The following is a 21453-nucleotide window of genomic DNA, read 5'->3' on the forward strand; positions in this document are numbered from 1 at the left end:
AATCGGGCGGCTATTGTACGTCAGCTTGGGGTGGTCTTGCATCCAGTGCAACACCTTGAAAGAGAGTGTTGCACCTTACGGCATGCTCAACGGGGTTTGTGCTGTTATTTAACGATCAGAATATCGACTGTTATGCGGTCTAGAATTTTCTCGGCGGTATGGCCAAGCAGCCAGCGTTCCAGTCCGCTTCGGGCTACGGCCCCCATGATGACCATGTCAACATTGGCCTGGTGCAGATATTCCGGAATAACCGACAGTGTTGAACCGGTTTCGAGCACCGTGTTGGCCCGGTCGATCTGGTGCTGATCGGCCAGTTGGTGCAAGGCCTGCTCGTGTTGCTCGCGAATCTCTTCACTGATGTCGGCACTGTCAATGGTCGGCTGATCGAGATAAATAAGCAGCGGCGTGGGGTCGTACACATGCAGCAGTTCGAGCTGGCCGTTGAGATGGGTGCCAAAATCCTTGCCCCAGCGGACAATGTGTTCATCGAGCGTATCGGGTTTGTCGTTGGCTTGCACCGGGTCTACGGCGGCGGTAAGGCGCACCGGGTCACCCCAGGCGTTTGATTTGGTCAGCAGTAGCGGCACCGGGCAATGGCGAATCAGCTCCCAGTCGGTCTGGCTGAAAAAAGTACGCTGAATGACGTTTTGATGGTGGGTTGCCTTTACCACCATATCGGTCGGGTGTTCAGACAGGTAATTCAGCAGTGCCGTGCCGGCATGCTTATCCCAGACGCCTTCGAGTGAGACCTCGACGGCTTCATTGCGAGCGATGTCGGCGATGGTTTCCAGCCCTTCCATCATGCGATGCATGTAGGCTTTCTGGGCTTTTTCCGACGTCTCCGGGTTGAGCGGATGGTTGGACGCCAGGCTGGCATTGTAGCCGCAGGCGAACAGGGTGAGGTGCGCGTCGTCAAGACGCGCCAGACGGCTGGCCTTGCTGACGGCCAGGGCACTGTCTTCGGCCGGATCAATCAGGACAATAATGTGTTTGTGTTTAAACATGGCCAGTTCCTCACAGGGTCGATACATTCGGCAGCTGTTGTCTAAAGCTTAGTCGCAGTTACTGCGCTTGTCTGCGCGTGCTTCAAATTATTCCGAGTCTTCCCGGTGCAGGCTGGCACTAGTGGTCCGTGCGCAAAGCTCTGTCACTGTTCACTTTGCCAGCAAGCCCGGAGCTACGTTGTCAAACCTTGAAATAGCGGTGCTATTCCAGCGGTCCTCCACCTCGCTCAGAACTTGCTGGCGTCGTTCCTGAGTAACAGAATTTCACGCATGGGCCACTAGTCGGCCGGGGTAAAAACCGTCACCACTTTTTGCACACCCGAGACTTCCGACGCGATGGTAACCGCCTGTTGCGCGGTGTCACGGGTCACCCGGCCGAGCAAATAAACCACACCCTCTTCAACCACAATATTAACGTTGGATGACGAGAATTCATCGGTGGTAAACATTCTGGATTTAACTTTTACCTCAAGCCAGGAGTCATTGGTGCGCACGCCAGCTGAGATAGGTGCCTTGGCTGACAGGTGGTTGTGCACTGCTTCAACCCTGGGGTCATTGCGCGCAACCTCGGTAGCCCGGGCAATTAAGTCAGTGCTGGGAACCTGGCCAACCAGAAGCACCAGACCGCTGTTGACGTGAATGCCGATGCGGCTCTGGCTGAAGCGCTCGTCGGCTTTGTCGAGGTTGACGGCGAGGCGCGTTTCGAGGCTGTTGTCGTCAATCACCTGGCCCATGCTGCGGCCTTCGGTGTCGGGAACAATGGGCTCATCGGTGGCGCTGCCTAGTAGGCTAGCGCACCCGCTGAGGGCGAGAAAACCGGACATAACGATGATAACAGGGAGTTTCATATCAGAGCTCACTTCCAAATAATTGATGTTCGATCAGCGCACCCAGGCAGTTCAGAATCAAATGGTGGGTTAGCTGCAGACTGGTATTGGTGGCACCGGAAACACTGAGTTCAACATCATTTTCTTCCAACAAGGTGGCGATGTCACCACCGTCCGGCCCGGTTAGTGCGACAACGCACAAACCCATGTCGTGAGCGGCCTGCACCGCTTTTATCACTGCAGGCGCCTTGCCGGATGCTGAAATTGCGAGCAGCACGTCCTGTTCGTGCCCAAGCGTGCGAACCTGCCGGGCGAAAATGTCATTAGGGTTGGTATCGTAGCTGATGCCACTCATCAGCGACCCGTCGCCCGACAGCGCTAAAACGGGCAAGCCGGGGCGCTCCCTGTCGAATCGACTGAGCATGCCGGTGGCAAAGCCCTGGCCAAGTGCGGCGGAACTGCCCATGCCGCAGACCAGTATTTTTCCGTCGTTAAGCAGCGCTTCGGTTAGCAGGTCGGCGCCGTGGTGCAGCAATTCGTCGAGTTGTTCGGCCACCCACTGAAAGGATTCCAGGCTTTGGCCAATGTGCTCGTAGAGAATGTCATCGGGCTCGGTCATCAGGCCGCAAAGGCTCCTTTAATCCAGTGAATGGCATCGTTTTTGTCGAGTGCCAGTACATCAAAGCGGGCGCCACAGCGGGCATGTGCCGGGTTGGATTGCAAATACCATTGCGCTGCCCGAATCAGCTTTTTCTGTTTCGCGGGGGTCACGCTGGCACTGGCCGACCCAAACCGCTCATTACGGCGCTGCCGGACTTCAACAAACACCAGCGTTTCGCCATCGCGGCAAATCAGATCTATCTCGCCGACCTTGACCTGAAAATTGCGCGCCAGCACCGTCCAGCCCTGCTGCTGGCACCAATCGTGTGCCTGATCTTCCGCATCGCCGCCTTTTACCGGTCGCCAAACCATCAGGGCGTTATACCCGTGGGGTTGAGGACGTTGACCGGCCCGCTGCCCGGGCGAACTTCACCGTTGCTGAACTGGGCCCAGGTCAGCTCGCGTTCAATCCGCCGTCGGGCATCGAGCCTTAAAGTGCCGGTGACACCGTAGACGCGAGTGTCGGGAAACTGTTGCAGTTGTGGCAAGCGCGGGTAGAGCCGGTAGCTGTCTACACCCAATGCGACCAGGGATTCAAAGCCGGCAAACTGTTCATTGAATGCTGCCCGGACATCGCGCTTGATCTGGTTTTCGCGCAGTTCCCAGGGCATTTCAACGAAAGAGACGCCGTTTAGATCCTGATCGCGGCTGGTATTGCGGGTGCCATCATAGAGATGCGATGTAGCCATAACCGGAATGTCCGAGGCGTATTGAAAGTTCAGCATGGGTTTGAGCTGACGAGCCTGAGACGGAAAAGCGACCATGAATATCATGTCGATGTCTTCGCGCCGGCGTGGTTCAAAAATAATGTCTCGCTCAATCAGGGAATCGAGCGTGCGCATGCGTCGTTCACTCTGGTCGATATTGAGTGCCCGGCGAACGGTGTTGAGGTATTGGTCTGGCTGGGTATAGAGCGATTTGCTGGTTATCCGCCCACCCTGGGTTTCCCAGTTGCGAACGAAAGTGTCGCTCACTTTGCGACCCCATTCAGAATCGGGTGCCAGCACCATGGCGTTGCGGTTGCCTTGCTGCCAGGCCCGTTCGGCCACCTGTTTGGCTTCGTCTTCCGGTGCCAGGCCGAACTGGTAAAAGTTGGACGGACCACTGCCCGCGAGGTCACTGTAGTTCAGGGCCAGTACCGGAACTGACAGCACGGTTTGCTGCTGCAATTGCTGAACCCGTGTTTTATCGAGCGGACCGATGATCAGATCAGCGCCTTCGAACACGGCTTGCTTGTAGGTGTTGTAGGCATCGGCATTTTTGGTGGTGTCAAAGAAAGTCAGCGAGGGGACATCGCCCTCTTCAAGGTTCGATTCGTACCAGGCGGCCAGCAAACCACTGCGAATGGCCTTGCCGGCCATCTCCAATGGACCCGACAGGGGCAGCAGCACCGCGATGTTGCGTGGCTGGGTGTTGGCCAGCTGGCGCAGTAACGCCAGGTCACCAGGGATGTTCTGAGCGGCCGGGTGTGACGGGTGACTGTTGATCCATTCGTCGATGGCGATCACCTGGCGGCGCAGGTCGTCCGGGTTGTCCCGTGCGATCAGCGCCAGCTCGAGCCAGCCGGTCAGGTCGGGGCTCGATTCTGCAGCCACCAGGTCGCGAATCGATTCTTCGGGCACCAGTTGCAGATCGAACCAAATCTGTTCGTTGTTGAAGCGGGCATCATCGTCTTCTAGAACTGGCGCCAGAAATATTCGCTCACGCGCGGCCGATAAATAGTTGCCGGAATATTCGTAAGCTTCCGCCCGCATTAGGCTGATGACTTTTTGTTGCTCCAGCGGCAAGCCATCGAACAGGGAGGCGCGGTCACCACTGAGCCAGTTGAGTGCTTCATTGCCGTCACCCAGACTCAGCGCCAGCTCGGCTCTGAGTTGGGCGTAGCGAGTACGCTGGGCCGTGGTTAACTGATCGAACTGAAGACCGCTCAGTACCACCTCGGCTTCATTGACCTGGTAGTCTTCAAGCAAGGCCTGCGCCTGGTCCAGGCGCTGATCGACCAGGCCGTCGACCGTTTGTGCTGATTCATCCGAGGACGGGCCCGAAGTGGTTGACTGGCTGGCACAGCCGGCCAGCAGCGCGATGGCAATTCCGATGCAGAGTGACAGGGCAGTTTTGGTGATGGGCATTTTCAACATGGAGCGGGCGCTGGTTACAATGGATTACTGGCATTCTACTGAATAAAGTGAAGATGAAATAGGGCGTTGCCTGTAAGGAACCCGCTTCTGGTACAGTGTCGGTTATTACCGTTCCCGTTAACCCTAGTCTGCCCGGGTGCTTCTGGCACCACCCAACCGAGGTCTCATGTCTGTCAATACAACTCTGCCAGCGGCTCTTTATGTCGTCGCGACGCCCATCGGAAATCTGGATGATATTACGCGCCGTGCGGTCTCGGTGCTGTCGTCAGTGGATGTCTGCTGTGCGGAAGATACCCGGCACAGCCGCCGTCTGCTGGATCATCTGGGGGCGTCGCCCCGGCTCATTTCTGTCCATGAGCACAATGAGCGTGACCGCGGACACTTTATTGTTTCTTTACTGGAGCAGGGGCAGTCGGTGGCACTGATCAGCGATGCCGGTACGCCGCTGATCTCCGACCCGGGCTATCACCTGGTTCAGGCCGTTGCCGAAGCCGGCTTTCCGGTGCACCCGGTTCCCGGGGTCAGCGCGGTCATTACCGCCTTGAGTGTCGCGGGCCTGCCTACGGATCATTGGCGGTTCGAAGGCTTTCTGCCAGCTAAGACGGCCGCCCGGCAAAAAGCGTTGCAAGCCTGTTCAGAGAGCCCCCACACCCTGGTGTTTTACGAAAGCAGTCACCGCATTCTGGCCAGCCTGGCGGACATGGTGTCGGTCTATGGTGGCGAGCGGCGGGTGGTGGTTGCCCGGGAGCTGACCAAGACCTTTGAAACGGTATTGCGGGGTTCGCTCGATGAAGTTCTCGGCTGGGTCGAGGCTGACGAGCATCAGCGCAAAGGTGAGTTTGTGGTGATGGTGGCCGGGGAGGAGCGAGCGGACCAGACGGTCGGACTGGACCCCAAGGCGCTGGCGGATGTGCTGGCGCCGCTGATGCCCCCCAAACAGGCAGCGGCAGCCATGGTGTCGTTAATTGGTGGGCGCAAGAAAGAGTGGTATGAGCTGATTACCGGTTTGAATAAGGCGGACTGACGTTCAGGGTCTCGGCGACAGAAAAACACTTGCGATTCGTCGGGTTTCCCGTATTGTGCGCCCCGCGAGTTGGCCAGGCAGTCGCTGCTTCGAAAGAAGGAGAGGAAAGTCCGGGCTCCACAGGGCAGGGTGCCAGATAACGTCTGGGCGGCGAAAGCCGACGGAAAGTGCAGCAGAAAGGAAACCGCCTCTCGTTCGCGAGCGGTAAGGGTGAAAAGGTGCGGTAAGAGCGCACCGCAGGTCTGGTAACAGAGCTGGCGATGGTAAACCCCACCTGGAGCAAGGCCAAATAGGGTCCCACTAAGGCGCGGCCCGCGTCGGGACCGGGTAGGCTGCTTGACCCTGCGGGTGACTGCAGGGCTAGACGAATGACTGTCCACGACAGAACCCGGCTTATCGGCTGGCTCGCAACTATGGCTCTAAGCCCCTAACCACGGGGTTTAGAGCCTATCCCCAGCACCTCTATTCTGAGGTGGTACAATAAATGGTACAAAAACGCCCGAGTGGTTATTACTTCCGATGGGTCTTTCCTGTTCAAATAAGATTAATTCTCAAAAAGACTGAGCTAGTTAAATCTCTCAAAACACACCACAAATCACTAGCCTATGCCAAGGCAGAAAGATTGTTTAGGATGGTTTCTGAACTAAAACAATGTTTGGAAGGTTTTAACGTGGGGCAGATTACTCAGGAGGAATTTGAAACTATTGTTGCTGAAGTTTGGGATAAGGCTAGAAATTCAACAATTTTCCCCGCTTATAGCAGGGCCCACGCTGAATCTAGGCTCGAACAAGCTCGTGACAAATTGGAACATATATCCCACGCTTATAGAGGTACGCACCCTACTGGTGGTATTAAGCCTTCGCTGTTCAGTTCCTATCAGGACATAGCAAAGAGTAAGCTAGGGTTAGCGTTCAGTAATAGCGTTGATGAAGAAGATCATTTTGATGGTGGTTGGATAGGTTCAACTGAAGATTTTAATCTAGCTGATCGTTTGGCGGTGCAAATAATGGAGGCTGAGCGTCACTACAATCAACGGGTCATAGAAGTCTTATCGCCAAATGAACAAGTAGGCGCTTCTGAGCAAATAAATACTGATAAGAGTTCCGATAGCTCTGCCTCAGAAGGTGTTGGGTTGTCCGGATATGATTTAAGTAGCGTCTTCAGCCAATTTTTGGAGTATAAAAAATCAACAGGTAACATTACTAAAAAGCTTGAAAAAGACTATTTGTCATATTGGCAATGTATTACCTATTTCCTCAAAGATAAGGATATTACGCTGTACAAAAAGAAGGATTTTAGTACCTACTTTTTTGATGCGAGGTCGATACCAAGAAGGAATCTAAAAGAATATAAGAATAAATCTTTAGACAAAATTTTCGAGATTACGCCGCCTGAAGAGATCCCTGAAGAAGATACTATTTCCTATAAAACAATCGTGGAGCATCGAAAGCTAATTCAGGGAATTTTAAAATTTGCTCGTGATGAAGAATACGTTCTAACTACACCCGAGGTACGTATTCCTTATGAGGCTGGTTCTGACAACAGATATGCTCCTTATACTGACAGGGAGGTATTGGCTCTGTTATCGGGTTTGATACCTGCAACTCATAGGTATTGGATTACATATATTGCCAGCTACTCAGGTATGCGGAGTAACGAGATTTGCCAGCTGATGAAATCCGATGTGAGATTTGACTCTGACTCTTGTAGATATTTCTTTTCAGTGAATGATGAAGGAGAGAAGCGTCTTAAGTCAAAAGCTTCAAAACGAAATGTACCTATTCATCAACGTCTTATTGATTTGGGCTTAATTGACTATGTTAATAGTACTAACAAAGAGCTCTTTGAAGGTACAGATTCGAAGTCAATTACTCGATGGTTTCGATCATATAGGGAGAAAATGGGTGTGCCTAGTGTGTCAGATACTGGTAACAGAAAAGTATTTCATTCCTTTAGGCATACATTCACCTCTAAGGCAGCATCAAATAACATCACTAAAGAGAGGATCGCTGCCGTTGCTGGTCATGATGGAGTAAGAACAATTACTGATAATTATATTCACTTTGACAGCTTGGCTTCTTTGATTGATGTGGTTGATGTTATTGATTACGGTGAGGTGTTTTAGCTTTAATTAACGCCGCCTCATAGGTTGTTTGATTTGACAATTGTTAAGGACAAGTTATGCGTGTTGTTATAGATACTAATATTCTTCATCAAGAAGGGCTCTCTTCAATAAGCATGCATAAGCTATACAACTTGGTTGTGTCTTGTGGTTTACAGATATACCTCCCTGAGATTGTTGAAAGAGAATATATCACAAGCAGAGAAATAGAGATTATTGCACAGCTAAAAAATATCAAAAAGAGTTATAAGGAAATAAACAAGATGACACCTGAGTTTTCGTCATCTAAGGGCAACATTAAGACTGAACTACAAAATTTGGATTTGAAAATAAAATCAGCAGCTGGTGATGTTTACGTCTGGTTTGATAGATGGACGAGTGACTATAGAGTAAAGAGATTAGATATTAAACCTCATTATATCAGTTCAATCTTTGATGATTATTTTTCAGGCTCTGGAGCTTTTAAGCAGAGGAAAAATAGAAATGATATTCTTGATGCTATTATTTTAGAAAATATCAAAGAGTTATCTTCTCAGGGTGAAAGTCTTACTCTCTTGTGCGGCGACAAGGGGTTGTCCCAGGCGGCAAGTAAGTTAGAAGGAATTAACATTTATAGTAGCCTAAAAGAGTTTTTAGAAACTAAAGAGGTAAGTGATAGACTTTCCAAAGTATCTACAGACGATAATACCAAGAAGTATATTGATTTTTTCAGCTCACCTGAATTTGAACTAGCTCTCAGGAGTTTTATTCATTATTTATACGATCTTGGTTATTTAGTTACTGAGTCCGTTAATAACGATCTAGGGGCAATTCCCAGTGGATATTCGAATGTTACTGTTGAGCCTTTTGGTGAAAGGTTAGATGAGCTAGAGGTTATTGATGTTGTGGGCTTGGGATCGGAAATATATAAGTTGTCTGTAGAATTCGAGATAGATTCTGTGGTGACTTTTGCTATCCCATATGAGTATACTGAAGATATTGAGTCACCATATTCAATTGATAGTATAAATGGAGATGGTGTTTGTGAGGTAAGCATGGAACGCAAGGCTATTTACCCCATAGTTCTTACAACAAATGTTGGTGATGGTTTCATTAAAAACATTAAGGAAGATAGTCAGTTTTTGATCAATCGCTTTTCAACAACAGTTGAAATTGAAAACCCATTTATACAGCATGCTCTATTAAGTTAATTGAGGTTATACTTTATGGGTATTGCTAATCAAGTCCAGGTCTACATAAAAATACAAATATTCGATCAAGGTGATTCATGGAATTGACTGAACCAAATCCATATACTCGTAACCTAATTATAATTTCACTATTGTTTATATTTTATAATTGGCTTGATCTTTCACCGCCAGAATTAACTACATTTAATATTCTATTCAACAAGTTTGAAATTGGAAACAAAGACCCTCTTTCAGTAATACCATGGATTTTTTATTTTTGGTTTCTTTTTCGTTTCATACAGGAATCTCAGAACAACTCAATAGATGTCTACAAGGCTAGGGTTACGAAACTTCCAATACCAAAAAGGTTAGAGTATAAGTTGCGAAGCCTAGCCGATGAACATTACAAAGACATTGGTAAAGGAGAGCTTATAGAAGAGAAAAACATAACCGAAGAATCGGCGGCTGATGCTAAAATTGAAATACATTATTTGAATGCAAGGGAGTCATTGCTTCCCAGGCTGTATTACTCCGCTACATATCAGAGTAATAATAATGGTAGGAGGGAAGGCAAGTTTTTTATTGCAAAGATAAATTTTAAAGATGGTATTCCATTGCTACTTGCAGCAACTCTAAAGTATGCTTATAAGGAAAATTGCGTAGCAACTGAGTTGGTGCCATATTTTTTGGCATACACAGCTTTCTTAAGCGGAATGGAGATAGTATTATTCAAGTGAGGTCCCCACTGGTAGGTTTAATGTAGTTACCAAATACTTTTGTAGTGACTATTCAGCGACATGTCTCCAAAAACTATAATTTTTTAATTTTTTTGAGGTCGGTGCTTGGCAGAACATATCTTGACGGCGGAAGACTGTTGAAATTTCAAAATATCCACTACGTTCCAGTAGGTGCTCCATAAGTTTGTAGCTGCAATGTACCAATAGCCTATGCCCTAGTGATGTTAGTGATAAACCTATCAAAATAACCATTTACATACCCTAGTGATAGAATTATCATAAAGACCTATTTTGATTGGAATCAGGTCATGGCTCGCTACATTTATGCTCGCACCAGTACCAAGGAACAGAATGTTAACCAGCAAGCTGAATTGCTATCTCAGGCATACCCTGATGCGATTGTTGTCAAAGAGCAGGGCTCTGCTACCAACTTGAACCGGCCAGTGTTGGAACAGCTACTTGAATCCCTTAAGCCTCAGGATGACTTGATAATCTATGACCTATCTAGGCTTAGCCGTGATACCAGTGACTTCCTAAAGTTGTTAGAACAGTTCAATCAGCAAGACATAGGGCTGGTAGTTCATAATATGGGGGGTGCAACTCAAGACACCCGCACGGCTACAGGGAAGATGGTTTTGACAGTTTTAGCTTCTGTTAACCAAATGCAGGTGGAGCTAATGAAGGAAAAACAACTCATTGGTATTGAGACAGCTAAGAAGGCTGGCAAATACAAGGGCAGGAAGCCCGTTGATCAGGCCAAGATTGATAAGGCACTGCGTTACCTTGATAACGGCCTGACTAAGGATGAAGCGGCAAAGCTCGCAGGCGTCGGGGTTGCTACACTTTACCGTAACCTCAAGTCAAAGAATGGTGTTTCCTCTAACACCGTATAGCTAAAAAATCGAAACCGAGCTTTTCACTTGAGCGCAATGTGATCACGGAATCACCACCTTTAAGATTCCTCAGAGATCTGACTGCAGGAGCTACATAAAGCGATTGCATTTGACCTACCTATGATTCGATCATGAGGAGCTTAGTTCGGTCTGTGTATAAAAGGACTGGAGTGGGAAGTTAGGGGGGAATCCACACCTGTCATTGTTTATATTCATTAAACCCTTTAAGTGTCAGGTTTATTTACACTTTGTAATAGTTAAATAGCATACGTAAGTCTAAAACGCCCTAGAATGGGGGTCAAAAAGGGATGGCATATTACTTGCTCCAGTAAATTTTTAACGTTTCATCAAGTCTGGAGAAGATTATTTATGAAGAAAATCCTAATTTGTATCCCTTTGATGTTGATTGTAGGAAGCTCTAATGCAGCATTGATTAAAACTGGACTTCAGCTGGTCGATGATAGCAGTGGTTTGAGTTGGTTGGATTTATCATACACAACAGATCTAAATTACCTACAAATTCAAGAGACTTTATCAGACTCTTCAAGCTATGTTGGTGAAAACCAGTTTAGACTCGCAACTGAGTCAGAGGTTACTGACTTATTCAGTCAATTTTTTCCGAGTCTGCCATATAATCAGGGCAGCTATGGTCGTTATTACACAGAGGATCTGAACTCAATATACACTGAACAAATAACTAAATTCGTAAGTTTAATGGGAGATACAGTTCCCTCTGATCCTCATATTGCTGCATCTGGATTCTTTCTCTCAGATGATTCATATGTCGAGTTGAACGGCGTATATAGCAGTACACTCGAAGGTAATACCACTAACCTAATTTTTGACTCAGAATACGCTCCCAATTATGGCGAGACCTACTCTTCCATAGGAGCCGGCTGGTATTTGGTAAGGGATCTAAGCCTTCCACATGTTGAGGTATCTGAACCAAGTACGATTTTTTTGATGGGTCTAGGGTTTCTGGGGATCATTGCGAATAGAAAACGAAAAACGCCTAAGTGATGGAATGGATGCACCCCTCAGCGGTGTGTTCTACAAACAAACCTAATATCAAATGCGGTTAAATCTAGCGAGGGAAGAACTGCCCCTCTGTATTGTAACTACAAGGAATACTGGTAAACATAAGCTTAGTACGCCGGTTGATCAGGCTAAAATTGACAAGGCTCTGCGTTACATTGGGAGTGGCGAGCTAACTAAAGAGGAAGCTGCTAGGCTTGCTAGTATTGGCGTAGCCACTTTGTATCGCTACTTGAAAGACCTTAAGGAAGCCGTTTAGAGCTGATAGCCAATTGCCATTCTTACTTTCGGCTGCCTGAGCGCTGTTCTAAGGTGTTTTACACCCTACCCAGTAGGTTGGTATGGGTTTTGCTTTAAATGCTCTTATGCGAACGCGCAGGAGCTCCCAGGAGTATCCCTGATAATAACCTCTACCCCTTTATGGTTTGATGGTGCTCTAAAGGGCAATATTTACTCAAACCAACAGCTGAGCCTGATCTCGTGTCAAAGCATGTCTACTGGCTCTAAAGGAACATCCAACCATTCTTCGATGTTTGCTAAGTTTTCACTGATCTGAGCATCCCTTCCTTGCTTGTTTATATCTTTTAAGCCGATATTGGAACAGTTATAGGTTCTTTCCCCTTTCCCTGACTCAACTCTGAGCTTTGTATAGGCCTTGGCAAGGTAAGAGATGGCATAGAAGGCCTCGTCTATCACACCACCAAGTACCATGTTTTTATTTGCCACCCTGTTTTGAAGTGCTTCCCTTTTGATTAGCACTGAAAGATCATCAATACGAATGCTTTCTTGGTCTTGAGCCCTTACTTCAGGGCTCATCCTTGTCCTGTCTAGGTAAAAATAGCTCGAACTACGGTTTCTATCGTTTATTCCAGCCTGTTGCTCCCAAGATGACAGGATTAGTTTTTTTACCGCTTCCGCTAATCTTGGTGGTTTATGGTCATTGTGCTTTTTTAAAGCCACCCATAGGTGCCAGTGAGCCCCAGTGTTGTAATCGTCGTTTCCGTATTCCTTCACCCATACATAAGCCATTTTTGTCTGGTACTTACGTTCTAGCTTCCTGCGAACCGATGTCAAAAACGGTGACATACTGATTGAGGTATGGTGTTTTGGTGGTGAAAGGCTGCTAGCAGTATTGCCGGGGGCCAGGTCAAACCTAATCAATATGACCCTTGAGTATCGAGCTAAAATCCGAGTCAGCTCACGATATGAGCAATCAAGTATCTCTTTGTATTCAGGTTGTGAGGGGCTGCATTGAACGGGCAACCCTTTGTATCTGTCTGATTGGTACTCTGTTAAATGCTTAAGATTTGCCTGAATTCCGAGCAATCTGCTTCTCCATCAGTGTTATTGGGGGTTTCTGCTCTGTGTATAATGTAAAGATATTAGTACATTGAATTAGATTACAATACTAGCTGTCTAATAGGGTAATAAAGGTTAGTAAGCCCTCTAAATCAGTTCTTTCAGCTTAATTAGTCATGTCAAAAAGTGCAGACCACTTGTTTTCAGCTAGAAACCAGTTCCGCCTCAGTAATCCTGACCAAGAGGTCAGTCTTATAGTCCCGTGGCTGGTGCTTTCAGCCTACTTTAACAGCAATATTTGAGTCTTGGCTGTCTTGTGAGTGAGGGGTGACTAAGCATACGGGGCGGAATTCATGGGTGTTACTCCCACAATTTACGCTGACTCTGGTACAAACTAGTACAAGAGGAGGTACAATTTAGATTGATAGGCGTCTACAACCCAGAGGTGTTGAGGGGTGTGTAATGCGGGTGTCGGCTTATCGGCTGACTCGCACTCATTTTTAAATCCAGGGTTACTAGGCAGTGTGGCTCTTGGTTCGTGTCGGCTACCAGATAGGCCAACCCAGCAGCCGGCACTTGGCTTGTTGCCCCTCTGGTCTTGTGGCTTCTATGGTATAGGAGCGAAACTTCGAGCCGGTCAGGGGTTGACGTTCTTTTAACTCTTCTAAGCAGGCAGTCCCCACTTATCTTTGACGGGCATCTGATTCGTTTGACCTGCAATGCAAGTGGCTTCCCGAAAAAATGTTTTATCTCAGCGTTAAAGTGCGTTCTTTTTAAATTGAGTGAGCTTGTTCACTTCTTCCCTTCTGTACATTGTCAGCAAACCGCAAAGCCCGTAACGATGCGGCTGTGCGCCGTTTCACATCTGACCGGTGTTCTGCTTCTCTAATTCCCTCGTAGACTTATAAAACTATTTTATATTCCAAAATATTCTTTAACTTAATGTGTCACTTTAACTTGAGCGGCCAAGTTGGTCTGTTTGCTTGGGTTTGGTGTGTTAGTGGTCGCTAACTTTGGGGTCCGAGTTTGTGCGCCATTTCCTAACTTGCTGTTTTTAGTGGTTTTTTCTGAAGCTCCCCGGCTAGTGACCACTTGCTTGTGGGTCGCGTGACTCCTATAGTGTCGTTATGTGGAGAAAAGTGGCAAAAAGTGGGTTTGAAGGGCATGGATTAACCGGAATTGGCCGTTAGGCATCCGGGCACGCATCCGGCACAACCCAACAGGAAGTCAGACCAACACAACGGATTACGACCACCATGGCACGAGCGACCGACACAATCATGCTCCGAGGAGTGCACACCCTGGCATTGGATGCCAAGGGTCGCCTCGCCGTGCCTAGTCGTTACCGCTCTGTGTTGCAGGCGCTGGCCGAAGGCCAGCTAGTGGTCACCATTGATACTGAAGCCCGCTGTTTGCTGATTTACCCGCTGGATGAGTGGGAAGTCATTCAGGAAAAAATCACTGCACTGTCCAGCTTCAATAAGGCGGCCCGCCGAATTCAGCGTTTGCTGGTCGGTCATGCGACGGATGTGGAGATGGACGGTTCCGGCCGGGTGCTGATTCCGCCGCCGCTGCGGGATTATGCCAGCCTGGATAAAAAAGTCGTCCTGCTGGGCCAGGGCAACAAATTTGAATTGTGGTCGGAAGAACTGTGGGAGCGCACGCGCGATGCCTACCTGGATGAAGCCGGCGATGAAGACACCTTAACTGAAGAACTGGAGCAAATTTCACTGTGACCCCAACACCGGATCAGGCGTTCAGTCATGAAACCGTTTTGCTGCACGAGACCGTGGCGGCATTGCAGGTGGCGGATGGCGTCTACGTCGACGGTACCTTCGGGCGGGGCGGTCACAGTCGTTTGTTGTTAGAGCAGCTGTCGCCCTCGGGTCAGTTGGTCGTGGTTGATAAGGACCCGCTGGCGATAGCGACGGCTAATGAGCTGGCTGAGCAGGATTCCCGGGTTAGCGTCTGCCACGCCAGCTTCGCCGATTTGAAATCTCAGTTGCAGCAGCGCGATCTGGCCGGCCGGGTCAATGGTATCTTGCTGGATCTGGGAGTGTCTTCGCCGCAGCTTGACGATGCCAGCCGGGGGTTCAGTTTCCGCGCGGATGGCCCTTTGGATATGCGCATGGATCCGACCTCGGGCGTCAGTGCAGCGCAGTGGATTGCGCATGTCGGCGAGACAGATCTGGCCAATGTACTGTTTCGCTACGGCGATGAGCGTTACAGCCGCCGGATTGCCCGCGCCATAGTGCGCGCGCGCGGTGAGGCCCCCATTACCACAACCTTGCAGCTGGCGGACATCGTGTCGAAGGCGCACCCGGCCTGGGAGCGTCACAAGCACCCGGCAACGCGCAGTTTTCAGGCAATCCGCATTCACATCAACGCAGAGCTGGCCGATCTGGAAACGCTGCTGGCCGACTGCGTTGAATTGCTGGCCCCCGGTGGCCGGCTGGCGGTCATTACCTTTCACAGCCTGGAAGACCGGCTGGTTAAGCAGTTTATTCGTGAGCAGGAACAGGGCCCTGAATTACCGCCGGGTTTGCCGGTTCTTGAGGCAGAGATTCCGCGCACGATGAAAAAGGTGGGTAAGCCGATCAAGGCCAGTGCGGCTGAAGTGCAGGGCAATATTCGCTCGCGCAGTGCAACCCTCAGGGTTGCTGAGAAGTTGTGATGGAGGTCGGGTGATGTCCTGGCCAGCCCGGTTGCTGACTCTGGGGTTGCTGGTTGCGGTACTGGTGTCCGCCTTCGGGGTCATTCAGGTGACCTACCAGACCCGAGTGCAGTTTGCCCAGTTGGAGTCGTTGCGACTGGAAGGGCAGCGACTGGAAGAAGAGTGGGGGCGCTTGCTGCTGGAGGAGAGCGCTTTTTCGTCTCCTGCCCGGGTCGAGCGTCTGGTACGCGAAGAGTTGGGTATGTCGGAACCTGAACCAGAGCAGATGCGTTGGTTGAACCGAAGCGAACGGCAAATACAAACAGATTGAGTTAAGTCACTTAAAAGGGAAACCGGAAAAACATGTTGGCAAACTGGCGCTTTCATTTTGTTCAAATCGTGCTGCTGGCTCTGCTGGCGGTCGTGGTTTGGCGCGTGCTCAGTTTGCAGGTACTGGAGAAGGAATTTCTGATCGACCAGGGTACCTCGCGCTGGCAGCGTGCCGAAGTGATTAACGCGCCCCGGGGTATGTTGACCGATCGCCATGGCGAACCGGTCGCGGTCAGTACACCCGTGGTTTCTGTCTGGGCCGACCCTCGCGAGCTGGGCGAGTCCGATATCAGCCGTCTCGCGGCGGCATCAGGGGTGAGTGAACGCACGCTGGCGGCGCGCCGCCAGCAACACCGCGCGTTCATGTACGTAACCCGGCACCTGGCGCCTTCTGATGCGGAAGAGATTCTGGCGCTGGGCATTCCCGGTGTTTATGGGCTGACCGAATACAAGCGGTATTACCCGGCGGGTGAAGTGGCCAGTCATATCGTTGGGATCACGGATATTGACGACCGTGGTCAGGAAGGTATTGAGCTGGCTTACGACCGGCAACTGCAGTCACGTGCTGGAAAGAAAGAAGTGATTCGCGATCTGATTGGCCGGTCGGTGCGTGATGTTGGCGAGCTGGAAGCCCCCAAGGCCGGTCGGGATCTGAGTCTGACCCTGGATCTGAGGTTGCAGTATCTGGCCTACCGGGAGCTGAAGAAAGCCGTGACGCAGATGGGCGCAACCGGCGGGTCCGTAGTCATGATGGATGTGCATACCGGCGATGTGCTGGCTATGGTGAACCAGCCTGGCTTTAACCCCAATAATCGGGCCAGCATGACGCCTGCCGCCATGCGCAACCGGGCGATGACCGATCAGTTTGAACCGGGTTCGGTGATGAAGCCCATAACCATGGCAGTTGCGCTGCAAAGTGGCCAGTTCCGGCCCGACACCGTTATTGATACCAGTCCGGGCTATATGAGGCTGGGCAGCTACACTATTCGCGATTTTCGCAATTACGGTGAACTGGATCTGACCGGCATTATTACCAAGTCGAGCAACATTGGCATGGCCAAGGTAGCGCTGGCGCTCGAAGGGCAGGATATCTGGGACATGCTCTACTCGCTGGGTCTGGGTCAGAGTACGGGCATTGGCTACCCCGGTGAAGCGGTTGGCCGCTTGCCGAATCAGGTGGAGTGGCGGCCGGTCGAGCAAGCGTCCATGGCCTATGGCTACGGGATTGCGGTCACGCCACTGCAATTGGCCCAAGCTTATTCGACTCTGGCCAATGGCGGACACAAGGTCAACGCTCGAATTCTGATGGATGCGCCCATTGAGACGGGCCCTCAGGTCATCTCCGGCGAAATCTCCAGTCAGGTTCTGGCGATGATGGAAACCGTCGTGCAACCGGGCGGTACCGGTACCTCCGCTACGCTCGACTGGTTCAGTGTGGCAGGCAAGACAGGTACCGTGCACAAGGTGGGCGGTGAAGGCTATTTTGACGATCGCTATATGTCGACCTTTGTGGGAGTAGCGCCGGCTCAAAATCCCGAAGTGGTCACCGTGGTGGTGATCAACGAACCGCCTTCCGATGCTTATTACGGTGGTCGGGTGGCTGCTCCTGTATTTAACGGCATTATGCGTCAGGCACTGCCTTTACTGGGCGTCGAGCCGGATCTGATTCCACCCCAGGCACGCATGGAGGGTGATCAATGATGCCTCTGCATAAAGGCTTGCCTGGTATTCCTGAGCTGTCTGGACTGGCCGTGCGCGATCTGACGCTCGACAGCCGTGAAGTGGGCCGCAAGGATGTGTTCATTGCACTGAAAGGGGCGGTCGTTGATGGCCATGACTATATAGCCGCGGCGGTCAAGGCCGGTGCGGTTGCGGTCATCGCTGAACACCCGGTCGCGGGCACTGACGTGCCGGTTGTGGTCGTTTCCGATCTTAAAGCCCGGTTGGGTGAGCTGGCGCACGATTTTTATCAGGCACCGAGCGAACACCTGCAAATGATCGGCATTACCGGCACCAACGGTAAGACGTCGACCTGCCAGTACATTGCCCAGTCGCTGGATTACCTGGGCAAGCGCTGCGGCATCATCGGCACCAATGGTCAGGGCTTGTGGGGTGCCTTGCAGGAAACCATCAACACTACGCCCGATGTGGTGCGCTTGCACCGTGAACTGGCGCGCCAGCGGGATCAGGGTGGACGTTTCTGTGCGATGGAAGTGTCGTCCCACGGTCTGGTTCAGGGCCGGGTTGCCGGTGTGCGTTACAAGACGGCAGTCTTCACCAATCTGAGCCGTGACCATCTGGACTATCACGGCACCATGGAAGCCTACGGCAACGCCAAGTGGACTCTGTTCCAGCGGCCGGGCCTGGTGAATGCCATTGTGAACCTCGACGATGCCTGGGTGCAGCAGCATCTGGACAGCATTGTGGCCGAGCGGGTCATTACCTTTGGTCATGCGCCCGAGGCGGATGTTCGTGTGGTTTCTTACCAGTGCCATCCCGGTGGCATCGATGCTGTGATCGCAACGCCCTGGGGCGAAACTGAATTGAATCTTCCTCTTCTCGGGCAATTTAACCTGAGCAATGCACTGGCCGCTTTTTCGGTGCTGCTGTCTGAATCTGTACCCTTGTCGACCGCCGCGCGGGTGTTGTCGACCTTGCGCCCGGTCAAAGGTCGTATGGAAAAACTGACGCTCGACTCCGGCCTCACCGTGGTCGTCGACTATGCCCACACGCCCGATGCCGTCAGCAAGGCGCTGTCGGCCTGCCGGGACCATGTATCCGGGCGACTGGGTGTGATTTTTGGCTGCGGCGGAGACCGCGATCCCGGCAAGCGCCCCGAAATGGGCGCCGCGGCCGAGCAGGGAGCCGATTTTGTGGTGGTCACCGACGATAACCCTCGTGGTGAGGCTTCGGCAGCCATTCTGGCTGATATCCGGCCGGGCTTTACCCACCCGGATCGTGTGACTGAAATCCCCGACCGGCGGTCCGCCATCGAGCAAACGCTGGCGCGCTGCGGCGCAGGTGATGTGCTGCTGATTGCAGGAAAAGGCCATGAGGCCTATCAGGAAATCATGGGTACACGGCATCCGTTTTCAGATCAGGAAACGGTGTTGGCCTGGCAGGAGGTTAACCATGTGGAGTAGTCCGACACTGAGTCAATGGGCTTCTGCCTGTCAGGGGCAGCTTATTGGTGAAGACCGGGTTATCGGGGAGGTATCAACCGATAGTCGCACCGTTGCACCAGGCGATGTCTACGTTGCACTGGTGGGCGACCTGTTCGACGGGCACAGCTATGTGACGACCGCCATTTTCAAGCAGGCGGCGGCAATTGTTGTGCATAACCCCGTTGCTGACTGCCCGGTGTCGCAAATAGTGGTAGACGACACACGCCAGGCGCTGGGGTATTTGGCCGGGCTGCTGCGCAACGCATTTGAAGGCCAGGTAGTAGCAATTACCGGCAGCGCCGGTAAGACCTCTACCCGGTCAATGTTACAGCATATTTTTAACCAGCAGCCCGGGTTGCTGGCGACACAGGGCAATTTCAATAACGACATTGGTGTACCGAAGACCTGGTTTAGGTTGAGTGATCAGCATCAGCGCGTGTTGCTTGAAATGGGCGCCAGTGCTGTCGGAGAGATTGAATGGATGACCCGCTTCTCCCGTCCGCACATCAGTCTGCTGCTGAATGCGTCTGAAGCCCATTCAGGTGGCTTTGGTGGCCTGGAACAGGTTCGCCAGGCCAAAGGCGAGATTCTTGAAGGCACCGAACGCGATGGCGGTTGTGTGCTCAATCATGACGACCCGGGGTATCAGGGCTGGCTGAAGCGGGTGGTTGATCGTCGAGTGATCAGTTTCGGGCAGCACAGCCGGGCAGATGTATGCCTGTTGTCTTTCCAGGCTTCGGGTACCGGCAGTGAATTCACCCTGTCGTTGCCCGATGGTGATATCTCGGTCTCCTGGTCGATGCTGGGCAAGCACATGGCGCTGAACGCGGCCGCTGCTGCGGCAACGGCCTGGCTGGCCGGTGTTTCACCTTTGGATATCGCCGAGGGGTTGTCGCAAATGCAGCCCGAGCCCGGCCGACTGGAACCGCTGGTGTCCGGGCATGGCGGGATTCTGATCAATGATGCCTACAACGCCAGTCCGGCCTCGGTTAAAGCCGCCATCGATGTATTGGCGGAGCAAAGCAGCGATACCTTGCTGATATTGGGCGATATGGCGGAGCTTGGAGACGATAGCCACGCTCTGCACCAGGAGCTGGGTGTATACGCGCGCGGCCGCATTCAGTCGCTCTGGACGCTGGGAACAGAATCATCCGTGACCGCCGACGCCTTTGGCGGTCAGTCATTTGAAACGTTGAAGCAATTGCTGGATGCATTGCCATCCAGATTGACAGAAACCACCGCAGTACTGGTCAAGGGATCGCGCAGTGCAGGTATGGAACGGGTCGTAGAAACCCTGAAAAGGAAACCTTGATGTTTGTTTGGTTGACACAGTACCTCATTCAGCTCCACTCCGGCTTCGGCGTGTTGCAGTACCTGACACTGAGAGCCATTTTTGGCGTGCTGACAGCGCTTGGTGTGTCGTTGATTCTGGGCCCCTGGCTGATCCGGACACTGCGTCAGTACCAGATTGGGCAGTCGGTTCGGACCGACGGACCCCAGAGTCATTTGAGCAAGGCTGGCACCCCGACTATGGGCGGTGCATTGATTCTGGTGTCGATCGTTGTGTCGACGCTGCTGTGGGCTGATCTGGGTAATCGTTACATCTGGATCACCATTCTGGTGACCGCCGGTTTTGGCGCCATTGGCTGGGTTGATGATTATCGCAAGGTGGTCAAGCGTGACAGTCGCGGTTTGTCAGCCCGCTCGAAGTATCTGTGGCAGTCGGTGTTTGGTCTGGGCGGTGCGCTGGCGCTGTTCTGGACATCGGGTGATTACATTGTGGCGAACACCCTTTATGTGCCGTTTTTCAAGAACATCGCTATTGTCCTGGGCGGCTTTTTTGTGGTGCTGGCCTATTTCGTCATTGTCGGCACTTCCAACGCGGTCAACCTGACCGATGGCCTGGACGGCCTGGCGATTCTACCCACGGTACTGGTCGGTGGCGCTCTGGGCGTGCTGGCTTACGTTGGCGGCAATACGGTGTACTCGGAATACCTGCAGATTCCCTACGTGCCGGGCGCGGGTGAGCTGATCATCATTTGTGGCTCACTGGTCGGCGCCGGCCTCGGTTTTTTGTGGTTCAACACCTATCCGGCCCAGGTATTTATGGGGGATGTGGGATCGCTGGCACTCGGCGCCTGCCTGGGTGTGATGGCAGTGATCGTTCGGCAGGAGCTGGTGCTGTTCATTATGGGCGGTGTTTTCGTGGCTGAGACGGTATCGGTGATTCTGCAGGTCGCGTCATACAAGCTGACCGGCCGGCGGATTTTTCGGATGGCACCCCTGCACCACCACTATGAATTAAAAGGCTGGCCCGAACCCCGGGTCATTGTTCGGTTCTGGATCATCACCGTCATTCTGGTGCTGATCGGTTTGGCAACGTTGAAGATTCGCTGAT

The 21453-nt window shown here is 51.6% G+C and carries 19 protein-coding genes and 1 other RNA gene; 14 read left to right on the plus strand and 6 right to left on the minus strand.

The genetic code is table 11. The annotated features are described in order from the left end of the window. Positions 1 to 104 precede the first annotated feature (104 nt). From ACHUE7_RS05155 to ACHUE7_RS05175, 5 genes are all read right to left on the minus strand, one after another. Positions 105 to 1004 carry a universal stress protein gene (locus ACHUE7_RS05155; protein WP_394169027.1) on the minus strand — a complete coding sequence of 300 codons (900 nt, stop codon included), beginning with the start codon at positions 1002 to 1004 and terminating at the stop codon, positions 105 to 107. Between the two features lie 278 nt (positions 1005 to 1282). Next, entirely contained in the window at positions 1283 to 1852 is a 570-nt protein-coding gene (locus ACHUE7_RS05160; RefSeq protein ID WP_394169028.1) for a BON domain-containing protein, read from the minus strand. A gap of 1 nt (position 1853) precedes the next feature. Then, positions 1854 to 2450, minus strand: a complete 597-nt coding sequence (locus ACHUE7_RS05165) for a D-sedoheptulose-7-phosphate isomerase (protein WP_127556410.1) — start codon at positions 2448 to 2450, stop codon at positions 1854 to 1856. Further along, a complete protein-coding gene (locus ACHUE7_RS05170) occupies positions 2450 to 2803 on the minus strand; it encodes a YraN family protein (protein ID WP_394169029.1) in 354 nt (117 codons plus the stop codon). Before ACHUE7_RS05170 ends, ACHUE7_RS05165 begins: the two co-directional genes overlap by 1 nt. After that, the gene (locus ACHUE7_RS05175; protein WP_394169030.1) at positions 2803 to 4629 is read right to left on the minus strand and encodes a penicillin-binding protein activator; all 1827 of its coding nucleotides are present in this window, start codon (positions 4627 to 4629) and stop codon (positions 2803 to 2805) included. Before ACHUE7_RS05175 ends, ACHUE7_RS05170 begins: the two co-directional genes overlap by 1 nt. A 166-nt stretch (positions 4630 to 4795) precedes the next feature. Between ACHUE7_RS05175 and rsmI the strand changes: the two genes are divergently transcribed. The 7 genes from rsmI (at position 4796) to ACHUE7_RS05210 (ending at position 11594) form a co-directional block, all read left to right on the plus strand. Then, the gene (gene rsmI, locus ACHUE7_RS05180) at positions 4796 to 5653 is read left to right on the plus strand and encodes a 16S rRNA (cytidine(1402)-2'-O)-methyltransferase (protein WP_394169031.1); all 858 of its coding nucleotides are present in this window, start codon (positions 4796 to 4798) and stop codon (positions 5651 to 5653) included. Between the two features lie 65 nt (positions 5654 to 5718). Continuing rightward, an RNA gene (rnpB, locus tag ACHUE7_RS05185) (RNase P RNA component class A) lies at positions 5719 to 6065 on the plus strand. Positions 6066 to 6137: 72 nt separating this feature from the next. Further along, positions 6138 to 7778, plus strand: coding sequence for a tyrosine-type recombinase/integrase (locus tag ACHUE7_RS05190; RefSeq protein WP_394169032.1), 1641 nt, complete (start codon positions 6138 to 6140; stop codon positions 7776 to 7778). 56 nt (positions 7779 to 7834) lie between these two features. After that, positions 7835 to 8965: a PIN domain-containing protein gene (locus tag ACHUE7_RS05195; RefSeq protein WP_394169033.1), complete on the plus strand. Its 1131-nt coding sequence runs from the start codon at positions 7835 to 7837 to the stop codon at positions 8963 to 8965. 77 nt (positions 8966 to 9042) lie between these two features. Continuing rightward, positions 9043 to 9681 carry a hypothetical protein gene (locus ACHUE7_RS05200; RefSeq protein ID WP_394169034.1) on the plus strand — a complete coding sequence of 213 codons (639 nt, stop codon included), beginning with the start codon at positions 9043 to 9045 and terminating at the stop codon, positions 9679 to 9681. A gap of 308 nt (positions 9682 to 9989) precedes the next feature. Further along, on the plus strand, positions 9990 to 10574 hold the full coding sequence (locus ACHUE7_RS05205) for a recombinase family protein (RefSeq protein ID WP_394169035.1): 585 nt from the start codon (positions 9990 to 9992) through the stop codon (positions 10572 to 10574). Between the two features lie 369 nt (positions 10575 to 10943). Continuing rightward, on the plus strand, positions 10944 to 11594 hold the full coding sequence (locus ACHUE7_RS05210) for a PEP-CTERM sorting domain-containing protein (protein WP_394169036.1): 651 nt from the start codon (positions 10944 to 10946) through the stop codon (positions 11592 to 11594). 498 nt (positions 11595 to 12092) lie between these two features. Here ACHUE7_RS05210 and ACHUE7_RS05215 read toward each other — a convergent pair whose 3' ends face one another. After that, positions 12093 to 12935: a YagK/YfjJ domain-containing protein gene (locus ACHUE7_RS05215; RefSeq protein WP_394169037.1), complete on the minus strand. Its 843-nt coding sequence runs from the start codon at positions 12933 to 12935 to the stop codon at positions 12093 to 12095. A 1253-nt stretch (positions 12936 to 14188) separates the two neighbouring features. On the opposite strand from ACHUE7_RS05215, the gene mraZ reads away from it, so the two are divergent. The 7 genes from mraZ to mraY are packed head-to-tail and all read left to right on the plus strand — an operon-like array spanning position 14189 to position 21452. Next, positions 14189 to 14644, plus strand: coding sequence for a division/cell wall cluster transcriptional repressor MraZ (gene mraZ, locus ACHUE7_RS05220; protein ID WP_127557859.1), 456 nt, complete (start codon positions 14189 to 14191; stop codon positions 14642 to 14644). Continuing rightward, positions 14641 to 15582, plus strand: a complete 942-nt coding sequence (gene rsmH, locus ACHUE7_RS05225; RefSeq protein ID WP_394169038.1) for a 16S rRNA (cytosine(1402)-N(4))-methyltransferase RsmH — start codon at positions 14641 to 14643, stop codon at positions 15580 to 15582. The genes mraZ and rsmH overlap by 4 nt, the downstream gene beginning before the upstream one ends. A 13-nt stretch (positions 15583 to 15595) precedes the next feature. Next, positions 15596 to 15892: a cell division protein FtsL gene (gene ftsL / locus ACHUE7_RS05230; RefSeq protein WP_394169039.1), complete on the plus strand. Its 297-nt coding sequence runs from the start codon at positions 15596 to 15598 to the stop codon at positions 15890 to 15892. A 32-nt stretch (positions 15893 to 15924) separates the two neighbouring features. Further along, positions 15925 to 17592 carry a peptidoglycan D,D-transpeptidase FtsI family protein gene (locus tag ACHUE7_RS05235; RefSeq protein ID WP_394169040.1) on the plus strand — a complete coding sequence of 556 codons (1668 nt, stop codon included), beginning with the start codon at positions 15925 to 15927 and terminating at the stop codon, positions 17590 to 17592. Beyond that, complete coding sequence (locus ACHUE7_RS05240; RefSeq protein WP_394169041.1) at positions 17589 to 19034, plus strand: UDP-N-acetylmuramoyl-L-alanyl-D-glutamate--2,6-diaminopimelate ligase; 1446 nt, start codon at positions 17589 to 17591, stop codon at positions 19032 to 19034. Before ACHUE7_RS05235 ends, ACHUE7_RS05240 begins: the two co-directional genes overlap by 4 nt. Further along, complete coding sequence (locus tag ACHUE7_RS05245; protein WP_394169042.1) at positions 19024 to 20367, plus strand: UDP-N-acetylmuramoyl-tripeptide--D-alanyl-D-alanine ligase; 1344 nt, start codon at positions 19024 to 19026, stop codon at positions 20365 to 20367. Before ACHUE7_RS05240 ends, ACHUE7_RS05245 begins: the two co-directional genes overlap by 11 nt. Continuing rightward, positions 20367 to 21452 carry a phospho-N-acetylmuramoyl-pentapeptide-transferase gene (gene mraY / locus ACHUE7_RS05250; RefSeq protein WP_394169043.1) on the plus strand — a complete coding sequence of 362 codons (1086 nt, stop codon included), beginning with the start codon at positions 20367 to 20369 and terminating at the stop codon, positions 21450 to 21452. The genes ACHUE7_RS05245 and mraY overlap by 1 nt, the downstream gene beginning before the upstream one ends. Position 21453: the final 1 nt, after the last annotated feature.

The sequence above is a fragment of the Saccharospirillum alexandrii genome (assembly GCF_043641555.1).
Taxonomy (GTDB): domain Bacteria; phylum Pseudomonadota; class Gammaproteobacteria; order Pseudomonadales; family Natronospirillaceae; genus Saccharospirillum; species Saccharospirillum alexandrii_A.